Source organism: Prauserella flavalba (genome assembly GCF_003202235.1).
Lineage (GTDB): Bacteria > Actinomycetota > Actinomycetes > Mycobacteriales > Pseudonocardiaceae > Prauserella_A > Prauserella_A flavalba.
Window position 1 is genome coordinate 232,123 of record NZ_MASU01000014.1, and the last position, 26,573, is coordinate 258,695.

At 70.9% G+C, this 26,573-nt stretch carries 27 protein-coding genes and 2 tRNA genes; 17 read left to right on the top strand and 12 right to left on the bottom strand.

The window, feature by feature from the left end; translation table 11 throughout:
* Window positions 1–85: 85 nt before the first annotated feature.
* Both tig and BA062_RS32025 read right to left on the bottom strand, forming a co-directional pair.
* On the bottom strand, window positions 86–1,507 hold the full coding sequence (gene tig / locus BA062_RS32020) for a trigger factor (protein WP_110342858.1): 1,422 nt from the start codon (window positions 1,505–1,507) through the stop codon (window positions 86–88).
* 128 nt (window positions 1,508–1,635) lie between these two features.
* A complete protein-coding gene (locus BA062_RS32025; RefSeq protein ID WP_110342859.1) occupies window positions 1,636–1,836 on the bottom strand; it encodes a hypothetical protein in 201 nt (66 codons plus the stop codon).
* Between the two features lie 228 nt (window positions 1,837–2,064).
* Between BA062_RS32025 and BA062_RS32030 the strand changes: the two genes are divergently transcribed.
* Both BA062_RS32030 and BA062_RS32035 read left to right on the top strand, forming a co-directional pair.
* The gene (locus BA062_RS32030; RefSeq protein WP_110342860.1) at window positions 2,065–3,327 is read left to right on the top strand and encodes a bifunctional glycosyltransferase family 2/GtrA family protein; all 1,263 of its coding nucleotides are present in this window, start codon (window positions 2,065–2,067) and stop codon (window positions 3,325–3,327) included.
* Window positions 3,324–5,147: an ArnT family glycosyltransferase gene (locus BA062_RS32035; RefSeq protein ID WP_110342861.1), complete on the top strand. Its 1,824-nt coding sequence runs from the start codon at window positions 3,324–3,326 to the stop codon at window positions 5,145–5,147. Before BA062_RS32030 ends, BA062_RS32035 begins: the two co-directional genes overlap by 4 nt.
* Before the next feature lie 52 nt (window positions 5,148–5,199).
* Here the strand turns inward: BA062_RS32035 and nhaA are convergent, their stop codons facing one another.
* Window positions 5,200–6,540: a Na+/H+ antiporter NhaA gene (gene nhaA, locus BA062_RS32040; protein ID WP_110342862.1), complete on the bottom strand. Its 1,341-nt coding sequence runs from the start codon at window positions 6,538–6,540 to the stop codon at window positions 5,200–5,202.
* A gap of 24 nt (window positions 6,541–6,564) precedes the next feature.
* Entirely contained in the window at window positions 6,565–6,849 is a 285-nt protein-coding gene (locus BA062_RS32045; protein ID WP_110342863.1) for a DUF3040 domain-containing protein, read from the bottom strand.
* 160 nt (window positions 6,850–7,009) lie between these two features.
* Between BA062_RS32045 and BA062_RS32050 the strand changes: the two genes are divergently transcribed.
* The 9 genes from BA062_RS32050 (at window position 7,010) to BA062_RS32090 (ending at window position 16,052) form a co-directional block, all read left to right on the top strand.
* Window positions 7,010–8,080 carry a sensor histidine kinase gene (locus BA062_RS32050; protein WP_110342864.1) on the top strand — a complete coding sequence of 357 codons (1,071 nt, stop codon included), beginning with the start codon at window positions 7,010–7,012 and terminating at the stop codon, window positions 8,078–8,080.
* A complete protein-coding gene (locus BA062_RS32055; protein ID WP_110342865.1) occupies window positions 8,077–8,853 on the top strand; it encodes a LytR/AlgR family response regulator transcription factor in 777 nt (258 codons plus the stop codon). Before BA062_RS32050 ends, BA062_RS32055 begins: the two co-directional genes overlap by 4 nt.
* 13 nt (window positions 8,854–8,866) lie before the next feature.
* Window positions 8,867–9,211, top strand: a complete 345-nt coding sequence (locus BA062_RS32060; protein ID WP_110342866.1) for a hypothetical protein — start codon at window positions 8,867–8,869, stop codon at window positions 9,209–9,211.
* The gene (locus BA062_RS32065; protein WP_110342867.1) at window positions 9,208–10,983 is read left to right on the top strand and encodes a sodium/solute symporter; all 1,776 of its coding nucleotides are present in this window, start codon (window positions 9,208–9,210) and stop codon (window positions 10,981–10,983) included. Before BA062_RS32060 ends, BA062_RS32065 begins: the two co-directional genes overlap by 4 nt.
* A gap of 74 nt (window positions 10,984–11,057) precedes the next feature.
* Window positions 11,058–11,402, top strand: a complete 345-nt coding sequence (locus tag BA062_RS32070) for a DUF485 domain-containing protein (protein WP_110342868.1) — start codon at window positions 11,058–11,060, stop codon at window positions 11,400–11,402.
* On the top strand, window positions 11,399–13,003 hold the full coding sequence (locus BA062_RS32075; protein ID WP_110342869.1) for a solute symporter family protein: 1,605 nt from the start codon (window positions 11,399–11,401) through the stop codon (window positions 13,001–13,003). Before BA062_RS32070 ends, BA062_RS32075 begins: the two co-directional genes overlap by 4 nt.
* 113 nt (window positions 13,004–13,116) lie before the next feature.
* The gene (locus tag BA062_RS32080) at window positions 13,117–13,686 is read left to right on the top strand and encodes a hypothetical protein (RefSeq protein WP_110342870.1); all 570 of its coding nucleotides are present in this window, start codon (window positions 13,117–13,119) and stop codon (window positions 13,684–13,686) included.
* A 33-nt stretch (window positions 13,687–13,719) separates the two neighbouring features.
* Window positions 13,720–14,931: a cysteine desulfurase-like protein gene (locus BA062_RS32085; RefSeq protein WP_110342871.1), complete on the top strand. Its 1,212-nt coding sequence runs from the start codon at window positions 13,720–13,722 to the stop codon at window positions 14,929–14,931.
* 197 nt (window positions 14,932–15,128) lie between these two features.
* A complete protein-coding gene (locus BA062_RS32090; RefSeq protein WP_168214150.1) occupies window positions 15,129–16,052 on the top strand; it encodes a matrixin family metalloprotease in 924 nt (307 codons plus the stop codon).
* 44 nt (window positions 16,053–16,096) lie between these two features.
* Here the strand turns inward: BA062_RS32090 and BA062_RS32095 are convergent.
* Window positions 16,097–16,170, bottom strand: a tRNA-Pro gene (locus BA062_RS32095).
* Between the two features lie 79 nt (window positions 16,171–16,249).
* Between BA062_RS32095 and BA062_RS32100 the strand changes: the two genes are divergently transcribed.
* Window positions 16,250–16,323, top strand: a tRNA-Gly gene (locus BA062_RS32100).
* 94 nt (window positions 16,324–16,417) lie between these two features.
* Here BA062_RS32100 and BA062_RS32105 read toward each other — a convergent pair.
* From BA062_RS32105 to BA062_RS32120, 4 genes are all read right to left on the bottom strand, one after another.
* On the bottom strand, window positions 16,418–16,690 hold the full coding sequence (locus tag BA062_RS32105) for a hypothetical protein (RefSeq protein ID WP_110342873.1): 273 nt from the start codon (window positions 16,688–16,690) through the stop codon (window positions 16,418–16,420).
* 93 nt (window positions 16,691–16,783) lie between these two features.
* On the bottom strand, window positions 16,784–16,978 hold the full coding sequence (locus tag BA062_RS32110) for a hypothetical protein (protein WP_110342874.1): 195 nt from the start codon (window positions 16,976–16,978) through the stop codon (window positions 16,784–16,786).
* Window positions 16,979–17,062: 84 nt separating this feature from the next.
* The gene (locus tag BA062_RS32115; RefSeq protein ID WP_110342875.1) at window positions 17,063–17,509 is read right to left on the bottom strand and encodes a nuclear transport factor 2 family protein; all 447 of its coding nucleotides are present in this window, start codon (window positions 17,507–17,509) and stop codon (window positions 17,063–17,065) included.
* 3 nt (window positions 17,510–17,512) lie between these two features.
* Window positions 17,513–18,391 carry a TIGR03619 family F420-dependent LLM class oxidoreductase gene (locus BA062_RS32120; RefSeq protein WP_110342876.1) on the bottom strand — a complete coding sequence of 293 codons (879 nt, stop codon included), beginning with the start codon at window positions 18,389–18,391 and terminating at the stop codon, window positions 17,513–17,515.
* A 310-nt stretch (window positions 18,392–18,701) separates the two neighbouring features.
* On the opposite strand from BA062_RS32120, the gene BA062_RS41240 reads away from it, so the two are divergent.
* Both BA062_RS41240 and BA062_RS32130 read left to right on the top strand, forming a co-directional pair.
* Window positions 18,702–19,445, top strand: a complete 744-nt coding sequence (locus tag BA062_RS41240) for a C40 family peptidase (protein WP_342768970.1) — start codon at window positions 18,702–18,704, stop codon at window positions 19,443–19,445.
* A gap of 70 nt (window positions 19,446–19,515) precedes the next feature.
* Window positions 19,516–20,310 (top strand): hypothetical protein, encoded by a 795-nt coding sequence (locus BA062_RS32130; protein ID WP_110342877.1) that lies wholly within the window; start codon window positions 19,516–19,518, stop codon window positions 20,308–20,310.
* Between the two features lie 18 nt (window positions 20,311–20,328).
* Here BA062_RS32130 and BA062_RS32135 read toward each other — a convergent pair whose 3' ends face one another.
* Window positions 20,329–21,138 carry an Fpg/Nei family DNA glycosylase gene (locus BA062_RS32135; protein WP_110342878.1) on the bottom strand — a complete coding sequence of 270 codons (810 nt, stop codon included), beginning with the start codon at window positions 21,136–21,138 and terminating at the stop codon, window positions 20,329–20,331.
* Window positions 21,138–21,611 (bottom strand): ribose-5-phosphate isomerase, encoded by a 474-nt coding sequence (locus BA062_RS32140; RefSeq protein WP_110342879.1) that lies wholly within the window; start codon window positions 21,609–21,611, stop codon window positions 21,138–21,140. The genes BA062_RS32135 and BA062_RS32140 overlap by 1 nt, the downstream gene beginning before the upstream one ends.
* 59 nt (window positions 21,612–21,670) lie before the next feature.
* Here BA062_RS32140 and BA062_RS32145 point away from each other — a divergent pair, with 59 nt between their 5' ends.
* Together BA062_RS32145 and BA062_RS32150 are read left to right on the top strand one after the other, a co-directional pair.
* A complete protein-coding gene (locus BA062_RS32145) occupies window positions 21,671–22,345 on the top strand; it encodes a 2-phosphosulfolactate phosphatase (RefSeq protein WP_110342880.1) in 675 nt (224 codons plus the stop codon).
* The gene (locus BA062_RS32150) at window positions 22,338–23,153 is read left to right on the top strand and encodes an MBL fold metallo-hydrolase (RefSeq protein ID WP_110342881.1); all 816 of its coding nucleotides are present in this window, start codon (window positions 22,338–22,340) and stop codon (window positions 23,151–23,153) included. Before BA062_RS32145 ends, BA062_RS32150 begins: the two co-directional genes overlap by 8 nt.
* 66 nt (window positions 23,154–23,219) lie before the next feature.
* Here the strand turns inward: BA062_RS32150 and BA062_RS32155 are convergent, their stop codons facing one another.
* Window positions 23,220–23,843 carry a mycothiol-dependent nitroreductase Rv2466c family protein gene (locus tag BA062_RS32155; RefSeq protein ID WP_110342882.1) on the bottom strand — a complete coding sequence of 208 codons (624 nt, stop codon included), beginning with the start codon at window positions 23,841–23,843 and terminating at the stop codon, window positions 23,220–23,222.
* Window positions 23,844–24,007: 164 nt separating this feature from the next.
* Between BA062_RS32155 and pepN the strand changes: the two genes are divergently transcribed.
* Window positions 24,008–26,572 carry an aminopeptidase N gene (pepN, locus tag BA062_RS32160; RefSeq protein ID WP_110342883.1) on the top strand — a complete coding sequence of 855 codons (2,565 nt, stop codon included), beginning with the start codon at window positions 24,008–24,010 and terminating at the stop codon, window positions 26,570–26,572.
* Window position 26,573: the final 1 nt, after the last annotated feature.

A 26,573-nucleotide genomic window follows, 5' to 3' on the forward strand; every position in this document is an offset into this window, starting at 1 on the left:
CTCAGATCTTGCAACCGACCCTAACGAACTCGGGCGGCGCCGAATGCCTGACACCGCCCGAGTTCGCTCAGAGCATGAGAATGGGTCACTTGTTCGGGGTCGCGGCCGCCTCCTCCGTGACCCCGGTCTCACCGGCCTCGGTCTCCGGCTGCTCGCCGGCGTCCTCGGCCGCTGCCTCCGCCTGCTCCTCGGGGCCGAACAGCTCCTCGAGGTCAATGGCGGCACCCGACGCGTCGGTGACCGTCGCACCGCGCACGACCGACGCGAGCGCCTTGCCGCGCCGCACGTCGGCGAAGATCGCGCCGAGCTGGCCCGACTGCTGGGCACGCTGGACGTACTCGTCCGGGCTGACGCCGAAGCGCTGGGCCTGGTAGATGATCCGCTCGGTCAGCTCCGAGTCGTTCACCTGGACGTTCTTCTCGTCCGCGATGGTGTCCAGCAGGAGCTGGGTGCGCACCGACTTCTCGGCCTCGGTGCGGACCTCGTTCTCCCACTCCTCGGGGTTGCCGCCCTGCGCCTCGAGCGAGGCCTTGAAGGCGTCCTCGTCGTGGTCGAAGGGGTGGATCGCGTCGTGCTTGCGGTTGGAGATCTCGGCCTCGAGGACCTTCTCCGGGAGCGGCACCTCGACCCGCTCCAGCAGCGCGTCGAGGACCTTGTCCCTCGCCTCGACACCCTGCTGCATCTTCTTCATGCGGCCGAGCCGCTCGCGCAGGTCGTCCTTGAGCTCGTCGAGCGTGTCAAACTCGCTGGCGAGCTGGGCGAACTCGTCGTCGGCCTCGGGCAGCTCGCGCTGCTTGATCGAGTTGACCTTGACGGTGACCTCGGCGTCCTTGCCCGCGTGCTCGCCGGCCACCAGCTTGGTGGTGAACGTCTTGGTCTCGCCCGCGTTCGCGCCGATGATCGCCTCGTCAATGCCGTCGACGAGCTGGCCGGAGCCGATCTCGTAGGACAGCCCGGACGTGGACGCGTCCGGCACCTCCTCGCCGTCGACGGTCGCCGAGAGGTCGATGGAGACGAAGTCGCCGTTCTCCGCGGGCCGCTCGACACCGGTGAGGGTGCCGAAGCGTGCGCGCAGCTCGTCGAGCTGCTCGTCGACCTCCGAGTCCTCGAGCTCGACGTCGGCCACGCTCACCTCGAGGTCGGCGAGGTCGGGAAGGGTGATCTCGGGACGCACGTCGACCTCGGCGCTGAACTCCAGGACCTCGCGGTCCTCGAGCTTGGTCACCTCGAAGTCGGGCTGCCCGAGGGTGCGGACCTCACCGGTCCGGATGGCCTCCAGGTACTTCGCCGGGATGGCCTCGTTGACGACCTCGTCGAGCACCGGGGCACGGCCGATCCGGCTCTCGAGAACGCGGGCCGGGGCCTTGCCGGGCCGGAAGCCGGGAATCCGGACCTGCTGAGCGATCTTGCGGTAGGCGCGGTCGAAGTTCGGTTTGAGCTCGTCGAACGGCACCTCGACATTGATCTTCACGCGCGTCGGGCTCAGCTGCTCGACGGTGCTCTTCAACGTTTTCTCCTAGCCGGGACAGTTTGGTATCTGGATCGGTCCACCGACCGCAGGTCAGGAGGGGACCGAAGTCCGAGTCTAGGCCAGTGAGCCAGCTGGACGAGCACGGGTCCGCGCTCGCTGCCCGCTCACTCCTCCGAGGGCGAGCCGCCGTCGTCGTCGCGGCGCGCCGGCACCCCGTCCTGGGCGGGCCCGCCCTGGCCCGGACCCGCCTGCTGCCGCCCCTCGGTCACCAACTCCGCGGTCGCCGTGTCACCCGACGCGGTGGCCACGACCGTGACGGTGTCACCGGTGTCGATGCCGTCGAGCGCGGTGGCGGCGTCGTTCACGTCGACCGGGTACGTCTTCGTGCAGCCGTCCTCGCTTCCGGCGGTCAGCGACCTGTCCCCCAGCCCTGCTGTGCCTGCCGTGTGTGTTCGTCATGTGACCACCACGGTCGGCGCGGACCCTGTGCCCCGGCTGTGGGCTCGCTCCGCGGTCGCTGTGCCGCGAGGTCCACAGCCGGCGCACAGGCGGGACACATGGCCGGCACAGCCCGGCGCCCGACGGTGGCGCACATGACCGTCACGACGCCCCGCCCACGGGAGCCGCTCCCGATCGACACCGTCGGCATCGAGACCGTGCTCGATGTCGTGATCCCCGTGTACAACGAGGAGGCTGGCCTCGAACCGTGCATCAGACGGCTCCACGCGCACCTGACCACGAAGTTCCCCTACGGGTTCCGCATCACGATCGCCGACAACGCGAGCACCGACTCCACGCTCGCCGTCGCGCGGCGGCTGGCGGACGAGCTGGCCGAGGTCACCGTGGTGTACCTGGCCGAGCAGGGCCGGGGCCGCGCGCTGCGGACCGCGTGGTCCACTTCGGACGCCGCCGTGCTCGCCTACATGGAGGTGGACCTCTCCACCGACCTCGCGGCACTCCCACCGCTCGTGGCGCCGCTCATCTCCGGGCACTCGGACCTCGCCATCGGCAGCCGCCTCGCGCGGGGCGCCCGCGTGGTGCGCGGACCCAAGCGCGAGCTGATCTCCCGCTGCTACAACCTGCTGCTGCGCGGCACACTCGCCGCCCGCTTCACCGACGCCCAGTGCGGCTTCAAGGCCATCCGCGCCGACGTCGCCAGGCGACTGTTGCCCCGCGTGCACGACCCCGCGTGGTTCTTCGACACCGAGCTGCTCGTGCTGGCGCAGCGGGCGGGACTGCGCATTCACGAGGTGCCCGTCGACTGGGTCGACGATCCCGACTCGCGGGTGGACATCCTCGCCACGGCGATCGCCGACCTGAGGGGCATCGCCCGGCTGACCCGCGCGACCGCCACCGGCGCCGTGCCCGTCAGCAGGCTGCGCGACCAGCTCGGCCGGGGCCCCATCCGCGTGGACACCCCGGGAGTGCCGGTGAGCCTGCCGACCCAGCTCGTGCGGTTCGCGGCGGTCGGCGTCGCCAGCACGCTCGCCTACCTGCTGCTGTTCCTGCTGCTGCGGCTCGGCATGAGCGCGCAGCCGGCGAACCTGCTCGCGCTGCTGGTGACCGCCGTCGGCAACACGACCGCGAACCGGCGGCTCACGTTCGGCATCCGCGGCACGCGCGGAGCGGGCAGGCACCAGTTCGAGGGCCTCGTCGTCTTCGGGCTGGGCCTCGCGCTCACGAGCGGCTCGCTGGCGCTGCTGCACGCACTCACGGCGCCGGGCGTCGCGCTGGAGCTGGCCGTGCTCGTCGGCGCCAACCTCGCGGCCACCGTCCTGCGCTTCCTGCTCCTGCGCGGCTGGGTCTTCCACCCGCGCCGCCAGTCCTGGCCCTCACCGGGAGACGACCGCCCATGACCACCGTTCTCGCCACACCGGCACCCCACACCGCACCCGCTCAGGGCCCGCCGCGCTGGGTGCGCCCGAGCGTGCTCGCGCTGCTCGCGGTCACCGCCGTGCTGTACCTGTGGAACCTGTCCGCCTCCGGCTTCGGCAACGGCTACTACGCCGCCGCCGTCCAGTCGGGAACGCAGGACTGGAAGGCGTGGTTGTTCGGCTCGCTCGATTCCGGCAACGTGCTCACCGTCGACAAGCCGCCCGCGTCGCTGTGGGTCACCACGGCGGTGGCGCGGGTCTTCGGCTTCTCCAGCTGGACCGTGCTCGCCCCGCAGGCGCTCATGGGCGTGGCCGCGGTGGGGCTGCTCTACCTCACGGTGCGGCGCGTGTCCGGGCCCGCGGCGGGGCTGCTCGCAGGGGCTGCGTTCGCGTTCACCCCGGTCGCGGCGCTGATGTTCCGTTACAACAACCCGGACGCGCTGCTGACGCTGCTGCTCGTCGCGGGCGCCTATTGCGTGGTGCGGGCCGTGGAGAAGGCGAGCCCGCGCTGGCTGCTACTCGCCGGGGTCGCGATCGGCTTCGGCTTCCTCACGAAGATGCTGCAGGCGTTCCTCGTGCTGCCCGCGTTCGCGCTGGCCTACCTGCTCGCCGCGCCGACGTCGACCGGGAGGCGGCTGCTGCACCTGCTCGGCGCGGCGGCGGCCGTGGTGCTGTCGGCGGGGTGGTTCGTCGCGCTCGTCGAGCTGTGGCCGTCGGGCTCGCGACCCTACATCGGCGGCTCCGAGGGCGACAGCCTGCTGGAGCTGGCTCTGGGCTACAACGGCCTCGGCCGGATCTTCGGCGCCGAGGGCAACATGGGTGGCGGAGGCGGCGACGGTGGCGGCATGACCGGCTTCGGCGGCGACACGGGCCTGCTGCGCATGTTCGGCGACAGCTTCGGCACCGAGATCTCGTGGCTGCTGCCCGCCGCGCTGATCGGGCTCGTCGCGGGTTGGTGGTTCACGCGCCGCGCGCCCGGAACCGACCGCACCCGCATGTCGCTGGTGCTGTGGGGCGGCTGGCTGCTCGTCACCGGGCTGGTGTTCAGCTACATGAGCGGCACGATGCACCCGTACTACGCCGTGGCGCTCGCACCCGCCGTCGCCGCTTCGGTCGCGATCTCGGGCCACGCGCTGTGGCAGGGCAGGCACAACGCCTCCGCGCGAGCGGTGCTGGCCTCGATGGTGGGCGTGACCGCGGTGTGGACGTTCATCCTCCTCGACCGCACACCCGACTTCGTGCCGGTGCTGCGCTGGGCGATCCTCGTGCTGGGCCTGCTCGGGACCACGGCACTGCTCGCGGGCGCCACCGAGTTCCGCAGGCCGGCCTCCGCGCTGGCCGTCGCCGTGGTGCTGACGCTGGGGCTGGGGACCGTCGCCTACACCGGGGCGACCGCGGCGCGGGCGCACACCGGCTCGATCCCCGCGTCCGGCCCCGTGACCAGCGGCATGCGGGGCGGCCCCGACGGCGAGGCGAGCACGAACACCGAGCTGGCGGCGCTGCTGGAACGGACCACGACGCGCTGGGCCGCGGCGACGCCCAGCGCCCAGTCGGCGGCGAGCCTGTCGCTCGCGAGCGGCAAGGCGGTGATCGGCATCGGCGGCTGGAGCGGCGGCGACCCCGCACCGACGCTGGCGGAGTTCCAGACCTCTGTCGCCGACGGCGAGATCGGCTACTACGTCGAGGACGGCGGCATGCTGCGCGGCCCCGGCGGCGGGTCGAGCGAGATCGCGGAGTGGGTGGCCGCCAACTTCGAGGCCACCACCGTCGGCGGCCAGACCGTCTACGACCTCACGGGCTGATCCACCGCAGTGAAGGCCACCTTCCCTGCGTTCACCGCAGGGAAGGTGGCCTTCACTGCGGGCGGGAACGCTCGGGCTCGGGGTTCGGCTCGTCGGCTTCCTCGCCGGTCTGGTGGATGTCGGGGATGCCGTCGGCGTTCTCGTCGCGGTTCTCCTCCTCGTGGATGCGGCGGTACACACGATTGCGCACGCGCAGGATCACCGTGGCGATCAGCGCGGCCACCAGCGAGCCGGTGAGGATCGCGAGCTTCACGTGCTCGTCCCGCTCGGTGCCCGCGCCGAAGGCGAGGTCGCCGACCAGCAGGGCCACGGTGAACCCGATGCCGCCCAGCACGGCCATGCCGAACACGTCGACCCACGCGAGGTCGTCGTCGAGCTCGGCCCTGGTGAACCGCGCCATCAGATAGGTGGAGCCGAGAATGCCGATCGCCTTGCCGAGCACGAGCCCGGCCATGATGCCGATCGCCACGCGGTCGCCGAACGCGGTGCCCAGCCCGTCGAGCCCGCCTACGGTCACGCCCGCCGCCATGAACGCGAAGAGCGGCACGGCGACACCGGCCGACACCGGCCGCCAGCGGTGCTCGAACCGCTCCGCCAAGCCCACGGTCTCGCCCTTGCGGGTCAGCGCGGGCACGGTGAAGCCGAGCACCACACCCGCGACCGTGGCGTGCACCCCGGAGGCGTGCAGCAACGCCCACGCGGTGACGGCCAGCGGAAGCAGCAGCCACCACGAGCGCACGCGCCGCTGCACCAGCACGGCGAACACCGCGACCGGCAGCACGAACAGCAGCAGCGGCAGGAGCGAGAGCTCCTCGGTGTAGAACAGCGCGATGATCAGGATCGCCACGAGGTCGTCGACCACGGCGAGGGTGAGCAGGAACGTGCGCAGCGCCGAGGGCAGGAAGCGGCCGATCACGGCGAGTACGGCCACGGCGAACGCGATGTCGGTGGCGGTGGGGATGGCCCAGCCGCGCAGTGCCGACGTGTCGCCCCAGTTGACGAGCACGTAGATGACCGCGGGCAGCACGACACCGCCGAGCGCCGCTACCACGGGCACGGCCGCGCGGCGCGGATCCCGGAGATCGCCCGCCACGAACTCGCGTTTGAGCTCCAGGCCCACGACGAAGAAGAAGATCGCGAGCAGCCCGTCCGCCGCCCACTCCGAGGCCGTGAGGTCCAGGTGCAGCGCGGCGGGCCCGAAGGTGAGCTCCCGCAGCGAGTTGTAGGCGTCCGACCAGGGCGAGTTGGCCCACACCAGCGCAACCACCGCACCCACGAGCAGGAGCATCCCGCCGACGGTCTCCTGCCGGAGGATGTCGGCTATCCGCTTGCGCTCGGGCCAGGACGAACGACGGAAGAGGCGAGGGCGCGCGGAAGTCGAAGAGGAGCTCACCCGGCCCAGTCTAGGAAGCCACCCCTACCTGAGCTTTCGCAACCAGAGCCGCCAGATGATCGCTGTGGGAAGTCCCACGGCCAGTACGACGCCGAGAACCCCCAGCACGGGTGAGGAGATCTCCGCTCCGATCGCGATCGTGGCGAGCCCGCTCACGAAGAGCACGAGCATCAGCAGGATGGCGAGGCCGATCCTGGACAAGCCGAGTGGGCGCAGCTTCTCGAGCCGCTGCGCGAGCCGGGGATCGTCCTCGGCCAGGCGGCGCTCGATCTCTTCGAGCTGTTTCTGCTCTTCGTCGTGCAGTGCCATACCGGCATCACCAAGACCATTATGGGCTTCCCGCGGCTCGCTGGACACCCCTGTGACGGGGTGTTTACCCGATTTGTCACCATCCCGCGCACCTGCCCCTCCCGCCGTGCGACGTGTGCCGTTAGATTCGGCGTACCCGTCGACGAGGGTGGGAGCGTGCATGTCGGTGCCTGCCGAGGAGGGACCTGGCAGGGGACCCCTCTGGTCGCGACGCCTGCGCGATCCCGCCGCGATCCTCGAGACGGCGAGGCACGTCGCGGACGACCTCGCCGACGGCCTGTCCGGACCACGCGTGCGGGCGGCGGCCAAGGGCATCCGGCGGCTGCTGGCCGCCGACGGTGTGGGGCTCGCCGACCTCTCCGCCGACCTCGTGGTCGCGGGAACGCTGCCGAGGGACGTCGACACGGCCGCGATGGTCGACGAGGTGCTGCACACCGAGAGCCGCTGCCGCAGGGCCGAGGTCGTGGCCGAGCCGCTGATGGTCCACGACGAGCTCGCCGGGGTGCTCGTGGTCGCGGGCACAGCCAGGATGTCGGCCCTGCGCGAGGTGGCGGGCGTGCTGGTCGCGGCGCTGGAGCGGAGCCTGCTCGAGGAGTCGGCCGAGCAGGCCGCCGAGGCCGAGCTGCGGGCGCTGCGCGCGGAGATCTCGCCCCACTTCGTCTACAACGCGCTCACCGTGATCGCGAGCCTCGTGCGCCCCGACCCCGCGCGCTCGCGGGAGCTGATGCTCGACTTCGCCGACTACATCCGCTACAGCCTCGCCAGCCACGGCGAGTACACGACGGTGGCCGACGAGTTCCACGCGATCGAGACGTACCTGGCGTTGCAGCGCGCCGTGCTCGGCGAGCGGCTGCGCGTGCAGATCAGGGTCGCGCCCGAGGTGCTCGCCGTGGCGATCCCCTACCTCGTGCTGCAACCGATCGTGGAGAACGCCGTCCGGCACGGCATCGAGGGCGAGTCCGACGGCGGCACCGTGCACGTGCTCGGCGAGGCCGAGGGCTCGGACTGCGTGATCAGCGTCGAGGACGACGGAGTGGGCATGGACCCCGAGAAGGCTCGGGCCCTGCTCGCCGGGGAAGGAGCGTCGACCAGCATGGGCCTCGCGAACGTCGACCGGCGGCTGCGTAACGTGTACGGGCCGTGGTTCGGATTGGTCGTGGAGACAGCGCAGGGCGAGGGCACCAGGGTGATCGTGCGAGTGCCGAGGTTCCAGCCGGGGGTCATGCCGTGAGCGGGACACCGGCCGGGCTGCGCGTGCTGGCGGTCGACGACGTTCCGGCCGCGCTCGACGACCTGTGCAGCCTGCTGCGCGACGCGCCCGAGGTCGCCGAGGTCACGGCCGCCGGCGCACCGCTCACCGCGCTCAAACTCATCCAGAACGGCCAGTTCGACGCCGTGTTCCTCGACATCTCCATGCCCGGGCTCGACGGGCTCGAGCTCGGCTCGCTGCTGCGCAAGCTCGCCGAGCCGCCGGTGATCGTGTTCGTGACCGCGTTCGACGAGCACGCGGTGGCCGCGTTCGGCATCGGCGCGGTGGACTACCTGCTGAAACCGGTGCGGGCGGAGCGGCTGGCCGAGGCACTGGCCCGCGTCACGCGCATGGCGCCCGCCGAGGAGCCCCCGCGCAACCACACCCCGCCCGACGCGATGGCGGCGCTGCCCGTCGAGTCGGGTGGGCGAACCCGCTACGTCCGCCGCCGCGACGTGCTGTTCGTGGAGGCCCACGGCGACTACGTGCGCCTGCACTCCCGCTCCGGGGTGCACCTGGTGCGGATGCCGATCTCGCGGCTGGAGGAGTACTGGGAGAGCGCCGGGTTCGTGCGCACGCACCGCGGCTTCCTCGTCGCGCTCGGGGCCGTGCGGGAGCTGCGCAGCGATTCCGTGGGCGGCCTGCTGGCCCACACCGAGCTCGGCGACGTCCCGGTGAGCAGGCGGCATGCGCGGGAGCTGCGCGAGCGGCTGCTGCGGGCGGCCCAGCGCGGCGAGCTCGAACAGCAGACGTGAGCGCGGGGCAGCCATGACCGGCCGCAGGGTCACCGTCACCAGTCCGCAGACGCGGCTGGCCCACGCGCGCCGCCGTTATCGCGGCCGCTGGCGCCCCACGACGCTCGACCCCGCGGAGGCACCCAAGGCGGTCGCGCTGTACCGCGTGCAGCTGCGCGGTGCGGCGCTCGCGCTCGGGCTGCTGCTGACGCTGATCTTCGGGCTGCCGCTGTTGCTCGCCCTGTGGCCGCAGCTGGTGGACGTGCGCGTGTTCGGCATCCCGCTGGCGTGGCTCGCCCCGGTGCTCGTGCCGTTCCCCGCGATGGTCGCGCTGGGCTTCTGGCACCTGCGCCGCGCGGAGCGCGCGGAGGACGAATGATCGTCGCGTTCGCGGTCGCTCCCGTCGTGCTGGTGACCCTCCTCATCGGACTGCGCGGAGTGGCCGCGATGCGGACCACATCGGACTTTCTCGTGGCGTCCCGGCGCGTCTCGCCGTTGCTCAACTCCGCCGCCGTCTCGGGCGAGTACCTGTCGGCGGCGTCGTTCCTCGGCGTCGCGGGGCTCGTCGTCAAGGACGGCGTCGGCTCGCTGTGGTACCCCGTCGGCTTCACCGCCGGCTACATCGCGATGCTCGCGCTCGTGGCGGCGCCGATGCGCCGCTCGGGTGCGCTGACGGTGCCCGACTTCGCCGAGGCGCGGCTGGCGTCGCCGTCGCTGCGCAGGCTCGCCGCCGTGGTGGTGCTGGTGATCGGCGCCCTCTACCTCGTGCCGCAGTTCCGCACGGCGGGGCTCGTGCTCAGCGTCGTCAGCGGCACGCCCTACTGGGTCGGGGTGGCGATCTCGGGTGCGGCGGTGAGCGCGACACTCGCGCTCGGCGGCATGCGCGCGGCGACCTACGTGCAGGCGTTCCAGTTCGTGTTCAAGCTGCTGCTGTTCATCGTTCCCGCGATCTGGCTGCTCGTGCAAGCGGGACCCGGCGTGCGGGACGAGGCCGTCCACCCCGTCGAGTTCACGCACTTCGACCACGACACGGAGATCGTGTTCCGGGTCGGCGCCACGCTCGACGTGCCGGACGGTGCGCTGGTGGTGGAGCCGGACGGCGGCACGCGGCCCGTCCCGCCCGGCGAATGGCAGGTGCCCGCGGGCAGCACCGTGGTGTTCGAGGACGGCAGCCCCGTCCCCGAGCTGCGCGGCGAGGCCGCCCCGGGCGCGCCGGGCTGGGAACGCCCGCTGCTCGACCTCCACGACGAGGGCTACCCGCTGCTCGGCACGTGGGCGGTGCTGATCGCGACGATGCTCGGCACGATGGGCCTTCCGCACGTGATCATGCGGTTCCACACGAGCCCGGACGGGCGGGCGGCACGGCGCACCGCGGCGCTCACCGTGGCTCTGCTCAGCGTGTTCTACCTGTTCCCCGGCATCTACGGCGTGCTGGGCAGGGTGCTCGTGCCGCACCTGTACCTGTCGGGGGCGACCGACAGCGCGGTGGTCGCATTGCCCGCCCAGGTCGACGACGGCTCGGCGGGCACCCTGTTCACGGGGCTGCTCACGGCGGGCGCGTTCGCGGCGTTCCTCGCGACGTCGCTCGGCCTGCTACTCGTGGTCTCCGGGGCGATCTCCCACGACCTCGTACCCGGCGGGCTGCGGCAGCTGCGCGTCGCCGTGGTGGGCGCCGCCGTGACGGTGGTGCTGCTCGCGCTTCCCGCGGCGCGCTTCGACGCGGGCACGCTCGTGACCTGGGGCTTCACGGTCGCCGCCTCGACCTTCTGCCCGCTGCTCGTGCTCGGCATCTGGTGGCGGAGACTTACCGCGCCCGGCGCCATCGCCGGGGTCGCGGTAGGCCTCGTCGCGACGGCGGGCGCGTTCCTGCTCACCGTGTCCGGCCCGCCCGTCGACGGCTGGCTGGCGATCCTGCTCGTGCAGCCCGCGCCGTGGTCGGTGCCGCTGGCGTTCGCGACCATGATCGTGGTGTCCTTGTTCGGCAGGCCGCCGCCGTGGTCCACCGCCGCCATGCTCAGGCTGCACCTGCACGAGCACCGCCCGTCACCGTTCGCCGACCGCTCCGCCGTCGCACGTGATCTGGGCCACTCGTCGTGGACCGCCCGCCGTTCGTCTGCCGTTCGTCGCATCACGCGCCGGTTGGTCCGCTGACGATTCCGGCATTTCGGTGCGCACTCCTACTGTGTCGCCCAGCACTCCCCCTGTGCCGTGACGAGGAGGTCACCGTGAGTACCACCGAGCCCTCGACCCATCCGCCTGGGCCGGAAACCTGGGCAGAGGTCCACTCCAGCGCGGAGTTCAAGCAGCTGCGCAAGAGACTGCGGAACTTCGTCTTCCCCATGACCGTGCTCTTCCTCGCCTGGTACCTGCTCTACGTGGTGCTGGCGGACTACGCGCACGGCTTCATGTCCACCAAGGTCGTCGGCAACATCAACATCGGCCTGATCTTCGGCCTGCTGCAGTTCGTGTCGACGTTCCTGATCACGTGGCTGTACGTGCGGTACGCCAACCGCAAGCTCGACCCGATCGCGGACAAGATCCGTGAGGACATCGAGGGAGGCGCGCAGTGAACCTCGCCCAGGGCGTCGAGGGCGGCAGCCCCGCCCTCAACATCAGCATCTTCGCGCTGTTCGTCGTCGCGACGCTGGTGGTCGTGTTCCGCGCCTCGCGCAACACCAAGACCGCGTCGGACTACTACGCCGCGGGCCGCGCGTTCTCCGGCCCGCAGAACGGCACCGCGATCGCGGGCGACTACCTGTCGGCCGCCTCGTTCCTCGGGATCGCCGGTGCGATCGCCGTCTACGGCTACGACGGCTTCCTCTACTCCATCGGATTCCTCGTGGCGTGGCTGGTGGCGCTGCTGCTCGTCGCCGAGCTGCTGCGCAACACCGGCAAGTTCACGATGGGCGACGTGCTCGCGTTCCGCATGCGGCAGCGTCCGGTGCGCGCGGCGGCGGCGACGTCCACGCTCGCCGTGTCGTTCTTCTACCTGCTGGCGCAGATGGCGGGTGCGGGCGGCCTCGTGTCGCTGCTGCTCGGCATCGAGGCCGACGCGGGACAGGCCGTGGTGATCGCGGTGGTCGGCGTCGTGATGATCACCTACGTGCTCGTGGGTGGCATGAAGGGCACCACCTGGGTGCAGATCATCAAGGCGGCCCTGCTGATCGCGGGTGCGTTCGCGATGACGGTGTGGGTGCTGGGCCGCTACGGCCTGAACCTCTCCGAGCTGCTCGGCTCAGCCTCCGAGCGGGCGGGCGGCAACGACGCGCTGCTCAACCCCGGTGAGCGCTACGGCGTCAGCGGCACGTCGCAGCTGGACTTCCTCTCGCTGGGCATCGCGCTGGTGCTCGGCACGGCGGGCCTGCCGCACGTGCTGATGCGCTTCTACACCGTGCCGACGGCGAAGGAAGCCCGCCGCTCCGTGGTGTGGGCCATCGTGCTGATCGGCCTGTTCTACCTGTTCACCCTGGTGCTGGGCTATGGTGCCGCGGCGATCGTCGGCTCCGAGACCATCAGCAACGCACCGGGCGCGGAGAACTCCGCGGCTCCGCTGCTGGCCGAGGCTCTCGGCGGCCCGGTGCTGCTCGGCTTCATCGCGGCGGTCGCGTTCGCGACGATCCTCGCCGTGGTGGCTGGCCTGACGATCACGGCGTCGGCGTCGTTCGCGCACGACGTCTACGCCAACGTAATCAAGAAGGGCAAGGTCGACAGCAAGAACACGGAGGTGCGGGTCGCCCGGATCACCGCGTGCGTCATCGGCGCCGTCGCGATCGTCGGCGGCATCCTCGCCAAGGACCAGAACGTCGCGTTCCTCGTGGCGCTCGCGTTCGCGGTGGCGGCGTCGGCGAACCTGCCGACGATCCTGTACTCCCTGTTCTGGAAGCGGTTCAACACCAACGGTGCGCTGTGGTCGATCTACGGTGGCCTGGCGGTGACGATCGTGCTCATCGTCTTCTCCCCCGCCGTATCGGGCACCGAGAAGTCGATGATCACGGGCGCCGACTTCCACTGGTTCCCGCTGCAGAACCCGGGCCTGGTGTCCATCCCGGTGTCGTTCTTCCTCGGCTGGCTCGGCACGGTGCTGTCGAAGGAACACCTGGAGGAGAAGTACAAGGAGATGGAGGTCCGCTCGCTCACCGGAGCGGGCGCCGAGAAGGCGTCGACCCACTAGAGCGGTGCCCAGTGAGGCCCCCGGTGCCCGCGCGGCGCCGGGGGCCTTTCGCATGCCGAGGTTTCCGCCTGCCGCTGAGTGGTAACTCGAACGGGTGAGCCTAGGAGGACCTGATGCCGACTGGAGCAGTGATCACCCTTGTCGCACTGGCCATCATCCTGGTCATCGTGGTGATCGCACTCGCTGCCCGCCGCCAGGTGCAGCGCAGGCACCTGCGTGAACGGTTCGGCCCCGAGTACGACCGCGAGGTCGAGCACGCGCCGAGCAAGCGCAGCGCCGAGCGGGAGCTCGCGCGCCGCGAGGCCGAACACGAGCAGCTCTCCATCCGCCCGCTGTCCGACGAGGCACGCGTGCGGTACACCGAGAGCTGGAACCTGATCCAGCAGCAGTTCGTCGACCGGCCCGCCGACGCCGTGGTGGACGCCGACCGGCTGCTGGCCGCGCTGATGGCCGACCGTGGCTACCCGACCGGCGACCACGAACAGCAGGCCGCCGCGCTGTCGGTGAAGCACTCGCGCACGATCGGCCACTACCGCACGGCACACGACGTCGTCGAGAGCCACCGCGTGGGCCAGTCGTCCACGGAGGCACTGCGGGAGGCGATGGTCCGCTACCGGACCGTGTTCGACGAGCTGCTGCTTCCCGACCCGGAGCACGCGGGCGCGCGGCACCGCAAGGTCTGATTTCCGCGCCCGCGTCCGGGCATACTCAGCCGCATGTCCTATGACGTGGAGCGGATCAGGAAGCACTTCCCGGCGCTGACCGAGGGCGCGGCGCACTTCGACGGCCCCGGCGGATCGCAGGTGCCGGCCGTGGTCGGTGACGCCGTCGCGCGCACGCTGTGCTCGGCGATCGCCAACCGCGGGTCGGTGACCGCGGCCGAGCGGCGGGCCGACGGCATCGTGGTCGAGGCCCGGCGGGCGACGGCCGACCTAGTGTGCGCCGAGCCCGAGGGCGTGATCTTCGGGCGCAGCATGACCCAGCTGACCTACGACCTCTCCCGCGCACTCGCCAAGGACTGGCGGCCCGGCGACGAGGTGGTGGTGACCAGGCTCGACCACGACGCGAACATCCGCCCGTGGGTGCAGGCCGCCGAGGCGCGCGGTGCCACGGTCCGCTGGGCCGACTTCGACCCGGCGACCGGTGAGCTGCCCGTGTCCGCCGTCGCGGACCAGCTGTCGGAGCGCACCCGCCTCGTCGCCGTGACCGCCGCCTCGAACCTGCTGGGCACCAGGCCCGATGTCGCCGCGATCTCCGCGAAGGCCCACGACGCCGGTGCGCTCTGCTACGTCGACGGCGTGCACCTCACCGCCCACACCCCGGTCGATATGCGCGCGTTCGGCGCCGACTTCTACGTGTGCTCGCCGTACAAGTTCTTCGGGCCGCACCTGGGTTTCGCGGCGGCCAGTCCGGCACTGCTGGAGACGCTCCACCCGGACAAGCTGCTGCCCTCGACCAACGTGGTGCCCGAACGTTTCGAGCTGGGCACACTGCCGTACGAGCTGTTGGCCGGAACGACGGCCGCGATCGACTTCATCGCGGAACTGGTGCCGGGCACGGGATCCCGGCGCGAGCGCCTGTCGACCTCCTTGCGTGCGCTGGAGGAGCACGAGGACGCCCTGGCCAGGCGGCTCGAGGCCGGGCTCCGCGCGATCGACGGCGTGGTGCTGTACGGCTCGCCCGGGCGCCATCGCACGCCGACGGTGCTGTTCTCAGTGGACGGTGTCGCACCCGCGAACGTCTACGCCGAGCTCGGCGAGCGCGGTGTCAACGCACCGGCGGGCACGTTCTACGCACTGGAGTGCGCGCGGCACCTCGGGCTCGGCGACACGGGCGCCGTGCGCGCCGGGATCGCGCCGTACACCACGGAGTCCGAAGTGGACAAGCTGGTGGCGGAGATCGACCGGATAGCGAGCGACCGCGCCTGAAAATTCCCCACCGACCGTGCCGCATGGCCGTTCGGCCATCCGGCGGTGTCGGCGGACCAGCCGATCTCCGGATAATTCTCAGCGTGAAAATCGCGCCACGTGCGCGATTTTCTTGTGCTACTGGGGAAATTCCGCCGATCGCGGTGAATGGGGAACCTATGCGGAAAGCACGAAGGACGACCGTTCTGCTCGCGTCCGTGGCATTGGCGCTCGCCTCGCTGGTGGTCGGCTCGGCGAGCGCTGAGACCGGGGCGGCGCCGCCGGGCCCCGAGTGTCCCGGCGCGGGCCCGGTCCACGCGGCCGAGTTGGCGACACCCGTGCCGGTCGCGGACTGCGGGCTGGCGGGCAGGACGGTGACCGCTGCGCAGGGCGTTGGCGCCCGGGTGCCCGAGCGGGGCATGTCGGTGACGGTGAGCGCGCTGACCAGGACCGGCAGCATCGACCTGACGGTCACCAACGACGACGGCATGGTGAGCGCGACCGCGGAGCACGTCGGCGGTACCCAGCGGGCGGCGGCGCAGGCGGACCCGTGTGCGCAGTCGAGCTACGTGCTCATCGGCGGACGCTGGAACCGCACGCTGGCGTGGTGGTACAACGCGAGCACGGCGTCGAGGGCCGGCCTTCCGGCGAGCACGACGTTGTCCGCGCTGCGCTGGGCGAACCAGAACATGACGCTCGGCGACAACGACTGCGGCCTGCCGACGAACCAGTTCTCCGCGCGCGGCGCCTACCAGGGCAACCACACGCTGTACGCGAACATCGACAGCGCGGGACAGTGCACGAGCAAATTCCCGAACAACTACAACACGATCAGCTGGGGCCCCACCGACTCGCCGGAGATCCTGGCGATCACGTGCCTGGCCGCGTACGTCGACACGGGCTTCTACGCGGAGGCCGACATCTACCTGGCGTCGAACAAGGGCTTCACCGACGTGATGCCGGCGAACTGCATCGGGCTGGTGGACCTGGAGAGCGTGGCGACCCACGAGTGGGGCCACGCGTTCGGCCTCGACCACGCCTTCGAGACCGACCTGACGATGTACCCGACGTACGCGGACTGTGACACCAAACAGCGCACGCTCGGACTCGGCGACTGGCAGGGCATGAACGCCCTGTACTGAGCAGCGGAGGGCCACCGTGAACACGGTGGCCCTCCAGCACGCTGTCGGGGTGACAGGATTTGAACCTGCGACCCTTCGCTCCCAAAGCGAATGCGCTACCAAGCTGCGCCACACCCCGCGACCGCCACGCCCGGGCGGTGTGCGACCACCTTAGCGCGTACCGCTACACTACCGGGGCGGCTGGTCACCGGTCGCATGCGGGCGTAGCTCAATGGTAGAGCCCCAGTCTTCCAAACTGGTGGTGCGGGTTCGATTCCCGTCGCCCGCTCCAGAACGTTTACGCAGGTCAAAGGCCATCTCAAAGCGGCGGTTCCCGATCACGGGGAGACGCCGTTCGTCGTCTTGGGCCACAAACGGGCCATTAGTCAACGGGCCGACGGGCAAGACCGTGGCCACACCATGCGGTGTAGTCGAAGCTCTCCGGCATCTCCGGCCAGGATGTACAGCACGCCGAGCGCGAAGTCCCGCTTAGGGCAGGCTGGATCCGACGCGATCTCCAACAACAATGGCGCAAAGTCGATCACGGCCAGTTCGAGGTCGTAGTCCTGCCTTGGCGCCAGGGTCAGCGGTTCATACGCCCACGTCCCGAACTCGGCCAGTAGCTCCTCGTCAGCGGTACCCACGTCATCATTCTTCATCTGTCCCACTGCTTGCCCGAGCCGCAGCTCAACGCGTGCACTCAGCTCCTCGGCGGTCTGGCGGTCCCCGTGATCAACGACGCCGTGGACCGCTCACGGCAACTCCGCCAGACACTCCCGGCACCTCGGCAGCTTGTGCCAGTGGTGCGTGCGGTCCAGTGGGATGCAGCGGCGGCCGCAGCGGGAGCGCAGGCCGGTCGCCGGGCGGTACTGCCGCGTCGGCGGGACCCAGTGTGTCGCGCCGGCGGCCGAGTCGGGCAGCCAGCCCCAGAACAAGGCGACATGCATGCGCCATCGTCGGCAGGACCCTCGACCGCACGCCCACCGGACGCACCGCGCGAAACCTGCGCCTTACGCTCGTGCCGCCAGTGTTTACGCGGAGACCTGCCGCGCCGTCGCCATCGCGCGCTCGGTCTCCCAGAACGCCCGCATCGACACGATCCGGCCGTCCTCGCCCACCTTGTAGACGAACACGCCATCGGTGTCGACGCGGTAGTTGCCCGGCAGGTAGGTCGTGATCGTGCCGACGTTGGCCACCTCATCGCCCGCCGCGTGCGAGTCCCTGATCACGAACTCGAACCGTTCGACGTTCGCGATCGTCTTGTCCCAGAACACGGAGATGCCGTCCGTGCCGTGGTGGCCCTTGCCCTCCTCGTCGAACATCGACGGCCCCACCGGGTCCTCGATCACGCCGTCGGGATGGAACAGCGTGAGCCACCGGTCCTTCTCCCCCGCCACGACGGCCTGCATCGACCGCCACGCCGCGAGGCGCGCGGGCGGCTGCTCCGCCTCCGGATCCCAGCACACGGTGACACTCACGGCTCAGGCCTCCTCGAACTTGTCGATGATCTCGTCGGCGAACTTCTTGATCGCGTCCTTTTTGGCCGCCACCGGCGCGTCGAAACCGAGGCCCTGCAACACCCAGGGCACGGTGATCACGTCGGTGACGCCGATGTCGGCCTGCTGCCGGTAGCCGTCGAGGCCGAAGCGGTCGATGCACACGGCCTGGACCTCGAACGGCTCGCCCGCGCGCCCGTACTCCGCGCGCAGCTCGCGCAGCCGCCCGATCGTTGTGGCCAGGTCGTCGAACTTCATCATCGCCGAGGCCCAGCCGTCACCGGCCCTGGCCGCGCGCCGTAGCGCCACCTCGGTGTGCCCGCCGATGTAGAACGGAACGGGCCGCTCGGGCGCTGGGCTCATGCGCAGCCTGCCGAAGTCGAAGAACCGCCCGTGGTACTCGACCATGCCTCCGCCGAGGATCAGGCGCAGCACCTCGATGGCCTCGTCGACGCGCTTGCCCCGGTGCTCGTACGGCGCGCCGCACCACTCGAACTCCTCGGGCGACCAGCCTACGCCGAGGCCGAGCCCGAAGCGGCCGCCGGTGAGGTTGGCGACGGAGCCGACCTGCCTGGCGAGCAGCACGGGGTTGCGCGAGCCGAGCTTCAGCACGGACGTGTAGAAGCGGATCCGGCTGGTGACGGCGCCCATCGCCCCTGCGGCGATCAGCGGGTCGACCCACGGGGTCTCCTCGTCCCAGAACCGGCTGCCGTCGGGGGTGTAGGGGTAGTCCGCCGACACCGTCTCCGAGTAGAAGAGCGAGTCGGGCAGTGCGACCGAGGCGAACCCGCACTCCTCCGCCGTCGCGGCGAGCTCGGTGAGCTGTTCGAGCGGGCTGAGGGCCACCGACAGTGTGAACTTCATGCGCCAGAACTATAACGTGTTCTAGTTCTGGTGGCCAGCGGTGACCGCGACCACATCCAGGCTGTGATCTGCCGCACCGAACACCACGTATCGCATTCACGGGACGATGCGAGACATTCCCTGGTGATCGCGCGGACGCCGGTTAAACACCATTCGCCGATTTGTTCCTCACATCACCGCTCTCGGTGAAAGAAGGCTCGCCTTCCAGCGCATTCGCGTGTTTACCGTTTCCGGGCGCCGTCGGCGGGAAAGCCACGGCGGTAGTCGGGGGAACACATTCCGTAGAACCGAATTTCCGTGGAGGAAACGCGTGCCCACGACAACCTGGAAAAGGTCAGCGATCGTCGCCGCCGTCGGCGCCGGAACCCTGCTCGGCTTCGCCGGCACCTCCTCGGCGGTCGTGCCCACCGAGCAGAGCCTCGACGCACCGCCCAAGTCCGTCGCACCGGGCGCTCAGGTGACGTTCAGCGGCAAGCTCACCGGCATGGGCGACCGGCCGCTGCCCGGCGAGCCGGTGGACCTGGAGTGGCGGGCCGGGCCCGACCAGCCGTGGTCGGTCTCGAAGACTGGCCAGACCAACGCCGAGGGCGTGACCTCGATCTCCGTGCCGGTCCAGCGCACGTCGCACTGGCGGCTCAACTACCGGGGCGACGAGATCCATGATCCCTCGCTGTCGGCCGAGCAGACCGTGCAGGCGCAGAAGCCCGTCAACCAGCGCATCGTCGACGCCGCGGCGAGCGAGGCGGGCAAGCCGTACTCGTACGGCTCCAGCGGGCCGGACAGCTTCGACTGCTCCGGCTTCACCCAGTACGTCCACGGCAAGGTCGGTATCGACCTGCCACGCACGTCGAGCGACCAGCGCGCGGCCGTGCCGCAGATCGGCAAGGGCGACAAGGTGCCCGGTGACCTGCTGTTCTTCTCCGACGGCGGCGGCGTCTACCACGTGGGCATCTACGCCGGCGGCAACCAGATGTGGGCCGCGCCGGAGTCGGGCGACGTCGTGCGCAAGCAGGACATCTACACCGAGTCCTACACGGTCGGCCGTGCCTGGTGACGTCACGGGAACTCGAAGGGTAACGTCCGCGTTGTCCGGTTCAACGAACCAAAACAACCGGGAGTGACCCATGGGTACCGCGATCGTCGTGATCGTGCTCCTACTGATCGTCGTCGGCGGCGGCTTCTACCTGGTCCGTTCTCAGCAGGAGGCCAAGCGGCGCCAGCTCGAGGACGCCAAGTCGGAGGCCCGCCGCTGGCTGGAACGGCTCGGCGGTCAGGTGCTGAACCTCACGGGAACCGACACGGCATCACAGCAGGCGATGGCCGACGCGGCCGAGCGTTACAACGCCGCCGGCTCGCAGATGGAGCAGGCGCAGACCGCCGAGCAGGCCCGGCTCGTGAAGGAGACCGCGCTCGAGGGCCTGTACTACGTGCGCGCGGCCCGCGAGGCGATGGGCATGGACCCCGGTCCCGCCCTGCCCGAGGACGCCGAGCGCGAGCGCGCGGGCAAGGTCACCGAGCACCGTTCCGTGGACGTCGAGGGCCAGCACTACGAGGCCTCGCCGGAACCGAGCCAGAGCACCCCGCACTACTACCCGGGCGGCCGGGTCGCGGGCAGGCCGGTGCCGAGGGGCTGGTACAGCGAGCCGTGGTGGAAGCCCGCGCTCGTGGCCGGCGCCTGGGGTCTCGGTTCGATGCTGCTGTTCAGCGCGATGTTCTCCGGCATGGCGGGCATCGCGAGCGCCGGAGCCTGGGAGGCGGGCTACGACGCCGGGCAGGAGGACGCCGCGGAGTCCGGTGACGCCGGTGGCGATGGCGGAGACGGCGGCGACTACGGCGACGGTGGTGGCGACTACGGAGGCGACTTCGGAGGTGGCGACTTCGGCGGGGGTGACTTCGGAGGCGACTTCGGCGGCTTCTGAGTGAACTGACGAAACCCGTCACGAAGGCTGGCAGGTCGGACACCAGTACAGGTTCCGGCCTGCCAGTTCTTTGTGTGCGATGGGCGCGCCGCAGACCAGGCACGGCTGCCCCGTCCGCCGGTAGACGTAGACCTCACCGCCGTGGCGGTCCTGGCGAGGGGCACGACCGGTCACCTCGGGCAGGTGCTCGTCGGCCACGGTGTCGATCCGGCCCGTGCGCACACCCGCTCGCATCAGCGTCACGAGGTCGTCCCAGATGTCCTTCCACAGCACGGCGTCCAGCGAACGGCCGGGCAGCATCGGCGCGATCCCGTGCCGGAACAGCACCTCGGCGCGGTAGACGTTGCCGACCCCGGCCAGCACCGACTGGTCCATCAGCAGTGCCGCGATCGACGTACGAGAACGGGAGATGCGCTCCCACGCCTGCTCCGGCTCGGCGTCCCGGCGCAGCGGGTCGGGGCCGAGCCTCGCCTTGATGGCCTCGGCCTCGGGTTCGGTGAGCAGCTCACACCGCGTCGGGCCGCGCAGGTCCGTCCAATGTGTCCGGCCGGCGAGCCGCATGCGCACCTGGCCCACGGGCGGTGTCTCCGGCAGCTTCGCCTCGGTGAACGTGCCGTACAGCCCGAGGTGGACGTGCACCGTCCCCTGTGGACCGTAGTTGTGAAAGAGGTGCTTGCCGTACGCCTCTGCGCTGCGCAGCACCTGCCCGTCGAGCCGGGCCGCGTCGGCGGCGAACCGGCCCTGAGGGCTGGACACCCGCACCGGCGCGCCGGCGTAGCGCCGCTGGTGCAGCCGCGCGAGCCGGTGCAGGGTGTGCCCTTCGGGCATCAGGCCTCCGGCAGAGCCGGCGGGTTTCCGGTGGTCTCGTAGTCCTTGATCTGCTGCACGCGCCGCGAGTGGCGGGCGTCGAGGTCAGGCGGGGTCGCCAGGAACGCCTCGACGATCTCGGTCGCCTCGTCCTGGGTGTGCATCCGCGCGCCGACGCCGATGAGCTGGGCATGGTTGTGCTCGCGGGTCAGCTTGGCCGTCTCGACGCTCCACGCGAGACCGGCCCGCGCGCCGGGCACCTTGTTGGCGGCGATCTGCTCGCCGTTGCCCGAGCCGCCGATCACGATGCCGAGGCTGCCCTCGTCGGCGACCACGCGCCGCGCGGCCTCGATGCAGAAGGCCGGGTAGTCGTCCGCCGCGTCGTAGACGTGCGGACCGACGTCGGTCACCTCATGGCCCTGCTTCTCGAGGTGAGCGACGAGGTGGTTCTTGAGCTCGAAGCCCGCATGGTCGGATCCCAGATAGACACGCACGGCACGGAGTGTGCCATCCCCGCAGGACACCGCCGCGCACCACCCGGCAAGCTGACGCGGTGAGCGTCTTCCGGCAGGCAGGTCACGACGTGCGCCTCGAGTGGGGTGCCGAGGGGGTTGCCGCGCTCGGCGCCGGGTGCGCCGTGCTGGTCGTGGTCGACGTGCTGTCGTTTTCCACCCGGGTGGACCTTGCGCTGGCGGAAGGGCACCGGGTGCGGCCCGTGCACTGGCTCGGCGAGGACCCGTCCGAGGGCACCGAGGTGCCGCTGCGCTCCCCCAACGGCGCGACGCTGTCGGCCGAGGCCGCCGCCACCGGCGCGCACGTGCTCACCGCGTGCCTGCGCAACGCGCACGCCGTGGCCGAGGCCGCCCTGGCGCTGGCCGGGGACGCACCGGTCGGCGTGGTGCCCTGCGGCGAGCGCTGGGGCGTCCACCTGCGAGCCGGACCGGGCGCGACGGGGCCGCTGCGGCCGTGCGTGGAAGACCACCTGGGCGCGGGTGCCGTCGTGGCCGCGCTGCTCGACCTGGGCGCGCGGCGGCTGTCGCCCGAGGCATCACTCGCGGCGCTGGCGTGGCGGGCGGCCGAACCGGAGGCCGGGGCACTGGTGGCGGGCTCGGCCTCGGGCCGGGAACTGCGGGAGAACGGTCACGGCGGGCTCGTCGGGCACGCGGTGGCCGTGGGCTCGTCGCGGGTGGTGCCGAGGCTCAGGGAAGGGGTGTACGAGCGTGGCTGACGGCCGGTGGGCGAACCTCGGCGACGGCGTGTACGTCCGCCGCCACGAGGAACTGGACCTGTCCACGGGTCTCGTGCTGGGCGAGCGCGGCTGCCTGGTGATCGACACGCGCGGCGACCCGGCACAGGGTGCCCAGCTGGCCGCCGCGGTGCGGGAGCTGACGCCGCTGCCGTGGACGGTGGCGCTCACGCACGCGCACTTCGACCACGCCTTCGGCACGGCGGCGTTCGAGCCCTGCGAGGTGTGGGCGCACGAGGGCTGCCGGGCGGCGCTGGCGACCGAGGGCCCCGGGGACCGCGAACGGTGGGCCCGCCGCTATCGCGACGAGGGCAGGCCCGACGTGGCCGCCCACCTCGAGGCCACCCGCATCGTGCTGCCGGATCGCCTCGTCACCGGCCGGACGGAGCTGGACCTCGGGCGCAGGCGGGTGGTGCTCGACCACTTCGGCCCCGCGCACACCGGACACGACCTCGTGGTGCACGTGCCGGACGCGGGCGTCGTGTTCGCAGGCGACCTGGTGGAGCACGCGCCGGGCGGTTCGTTCACCGCCGAGTCGTTCGGGCCCGACACGACCCTGCACGCATGGCCCTCGGCGCTCGACGGCCTGCTCGCGCTGACACCCCGCGTGGTGGTGCCGGGACACGGCGAGCCGGTGGACCGGGAGTTCACCGAGGCGGCGCGCGAGACGCTGGCGAGGCTCGCCGCGCTGCGCGCCGCCGTCGAAGCCGGCGAGCTGCACGCGACGCGGGCCAGGGAGCTCTCCCCGTGCCCGGCCGACGTCACCGACGCCGCGCTCCGTCTGCAGTGAAGGCCACCTTCACTGCGTTGAACGCAGGCAAGGTGGCCTTCACTGCGGGTCCGGGCGGGCCCCCGCTCAGTCGAAGTTCAAGTCGCCCGTCCTCGTCCGCTTGAGCTCGAAGAAGTCCGGGTAGCCGGCGAGCAGCCGCGCGCCATCGAAGATCTTCAGCGCCTCCTCCCCCTTCGGGATCGAGGAGAGCACCGGCCCGAAGAAGGCGACGCCGTCGATGTGGATGGTCGGCGTGCCGACGTCCATGCCCACCGGGTCCATGCCCTCGTGGTGGCTCTTGCGCAGCGCCTCGTCGTACTCGGTCGAGGTCGCGGCGTCGAGCAGCTCGGCAGGCGCCGAGACCTCCGCCAGCGCCTCCTTGAGCACGATCTCGACGTCCTTGTTGCCCTGGTTGTGGTAGCGGGTACCGAACGCGGTGTAGTAGTCCCGCAGCACGTCCTCGCCCTGCTGCTGCGCGAGCGCGATCGCCACGCGCACCGGTCCCCACGCCTTGTCCAGCAGCTCGCGATAGTCCTGGGGCAGGTCCCGGCCCTCGTTCAGCACCGCGAGGCTCATCACCCGGAAGCGCAGATCCAGGTCGCGGTGCTTCTCGACCTCGAGGATCCAGCGCGAAGTGATCCACGCGAACGGACACACCGGGTCGAAGTAGAAGTCGACGCGCGTCCTGCCGTCCTGCTGCTCTGTAGGCATGAAGTCTCCTGATTGGTTGCACTCGCCTGCGGGTAAGCAACTCCCCTATTACGGGGCAACAGCGTCGACATACGACTTGTTCCCCGTCGCGACGGCCCGCGTTCCCATGATTTGATGCCCCGAGCAGATCGAAACCGACAACCGCTACCAGCACAGAGGTGCCAGTGCCCGCCCCAAACCTGACCCGTGACCAAGCCAAACAGCGTGCCGAACTCCTCGACGTGGAGTCCTACGACGTCGAGCTCGACCTCACGGACGGCCACGGCCGCCCTGGTGAGAAGACGTTCGACTCGAAGACGAGGATCACCTTCTCGGCCGCGCGAGCGGGCGAGTCGTCATGGGTGGACATCGTCGCCGAGGGTGTCCGTTCCGCGACGCTCAACGGCACGGCGCTGGACGTGTCGGGCTACGTCGAGGACGACGGTGTTGCGCTGCCGGGGCTCGCCGCGAGCAACGAGCTCGTGGTGGAGGCCGACTGCCGGTACATGAACACCGGTGAGGGCCTGCATCGCTTCGTCGACCCCGTCGACGGCGGCGTGTACCTCTACACGCAGTTCGAGACCGCCGACGCCAAGCGCATGTTCGCGTGCTTCGACCAGCCCGACCTCAAGGCGACGTACCGGCTGACGGTCATCGCGCCGAAGGACTGGAAGGTCGTCTCCAACGCGCTCGTCGAGTCCCAAGAGGACACTCCGGAAGGCGCCGTCCGCACCGTTTTCGCCGTGTCCGAGCGGATCTCCACGTACCTGGTGGCCCTCATCGCGGGTCCGTACGCGGAGTGGCGTGACGAGTACGCCGACGAGCACAAGACGATCCCGCTGGGCATCTACTGCCGCGCGTCGCTCGCCGACTACATGGACGCGGAGCGCCTGTTCACCGAGACCAAGCAGGGCTTCGGCTTCTACCACGAGAACTTCGGCACCCCGTACCCGTTCTCGAAGTACGACCAGCTGTTCGTGCCCGAGTTCAACGCGGGCGCGATGGAGAACGCGGGCGCCGTGACGTTCCTGGAGGACTACGTCTTCCGCAGCCGGGTCACGCGGTACGCCTACGAGCGGCGGGCCGAGACGCTGCTGCACGAGATGGCACACATGTGGTTCGGCGACCTCGTCACCATGCGCTGGTGGGACGACCTGTGGCTCAACGAGTCGTTCGCGACGTTCGCGAGCGTGCTCGCACAGGCCGAGGCGACCGAGTACACGGGTGCGTGGACGAGCTTCGCCAACATCGAGAAGTCGTGGGCCTACCGGCAGGACCAGCTGCCCTCGACTCACCCGATCGCGGCCGACATCGTCGACCTGCACGCCGTCGAGGTGAACTTCGACGGCATCACCTACGCCAAGGGCGCGAGCGTGCTCAAGCAGCTCGTCGCGTATGTCGGGCTCGAGAACTTCCTCGCGGGCCTGCGGGTGTACTTCCGCAAGCACGCGTGGGACAACGCGACGCTCGCGGACCTGCTCGGCGCGCTGGAGGAAGCGTCCGGCCGCGACCTGTCGTGGTGGAGCGCCCAGTGGCTCGAGACGACCGGGCTCAACTCGCTGCGGCCGCGGTTCGAGGTCGACGGCGAGGGCCGGTTCACGTCGTTCGCGGTGCTGCAGAGCGGCGCCAAGCCGGGCGAGGGCGAGCTGCGCACCCACCGGGTCGCGGTCGGCGTCTACGACGACGACGGCTCCGGCAAGCTCGTGCGCACGCACCGTGTCGAGCTCGACGTCGACGGCGAGCGCACCGAGGTGGCCGACCTGGTGGGCGTGCCGGCGGGCAAGCTCGTGCTCGTCAACGACGACGACCTGACCTACTGCACGATGCGGCTCGACAGCGACTCGCTGGTCACGCTCATCGACCGCATCGGCGACATCACGGAACCGCTGCCGCGCACACTGTGCTGGTCGGCGGCCTGGGAGATGACGCGTGAAGCCGAGCTGAAGGCCCGCGACTTCGTCACGCTCGTCCAGCGCGGCATCCACGCGGAGACCGAGGTGGGCGTGGTGCAGCGGCTCCTGCTGCAGGCACAGACCGCGCTGAACTCCTACGCCGAGGAGAAGTGGGCGCGCGAGCAGGGCTGGCCGTCGTTCACGGCACGCCTGCTGGAGCTGGTCCGTGGGGCCGAACCCGGCTCGGACCACCAGCTGGCGTTCGTCAACTCGCTGGCGGGCTCGGTGCTCGATGACGACACGGCGGCCGTGCTGGCGGGCTGGCTGGACGGCTCGGCGCCGCTGGAGGGCCTCACGGTGGACACGGACCTGCGCTGGCGGCTGCTGCACGCGCTCGTGGCGCACGGCAAGGCCGGTGACGCCGAGATCGACGCGGAGCAGGCACGCGACGACACGGCGACGGGCCGCAGGCACGCCGAGCGGTCGCGGGCGCTGCGCCCGAACGCGGAGGCGAAGGCGAAGGCGTGGGAGCGCGCCGTCTACGACGACGAGCTGCCGAACGCCGTGAACGAGGCGATCATCTCCGGCTTCTCGCACCCGGCGCAGAAGCATCTGCTCGGCGACTACGTCGCGAGGTACTTCGATGCGATCGACGAGGTGTGGGCGCGCCGGTCCAGCGAGCGCGCGCAGCCGACGGTGGTGGGCCTGTACCCGTCGTGGGCGGTGAACCGGGAGAGCGTCGCCGCCGCGGACGCGTGGCTGGAGGGCGAGCACTCGCCCGCGCTGCGCCGCCTGGTGTCCGAGGGCAGGGCCGGCATCGTGCGGGCACTGGCCGCCCGCGAGTTCGACGAGAGCTGAC